Annotated in this window: 1 protein-coding gene; it reads right to left on the reverse strand. The window is 55.1% G+C overall.

The window, feature by feature from the left end; genetic code table 11:
• A partial coding sequence (locus tag O2S87_RS18875) for a transposase (protein WP_475410239.1) occupies positions 1-362 on the reverse strand: 362 nt, incomplete at its 3' end.
• Positions 363-421: the final 59 nt, after the last annotated feature.

Raw genomic sequence — 421 nt, forward strand, 5'->3', positions numbered from 1 at the left:
CCGCTCTCAAAGGCGGCTTCCACCTCTCGGATAGTTGTATGGACGGTATCGTAAACGGCCTCGAAGAGTTGAGCAACTTGGTTGATGCTGAGTAGCGTATCTGCGTAGAGTACGAAGGCAATGATAACCTCTCCAGGTGTGAGTGTTCGTCCTTCAAACGGCGTGTTACGGGTGTATGTGAACGTATAGCGGCAGTTAGAACACCACAGCCGGGGACTGGTGTCCCCGGCGTTGACAGTGGTTTCACCGCAATCGGGGCAAGGAGCTTGTTCCCAAGCGTGCTTGCAGCGCCGCTCGATCTCGGCATCGAGCGGCTCTGGCCGCAACACTATTGATGTGAGCTCAACAAGATGCTGAAGCATCCCGCCGAATGCGGTTTGGTTGTTCACACACAGACGCATTCAGCGGGATGCCATGATAC

This window comes from Halohasta sp. A2 (assembly GCF_056175805.1).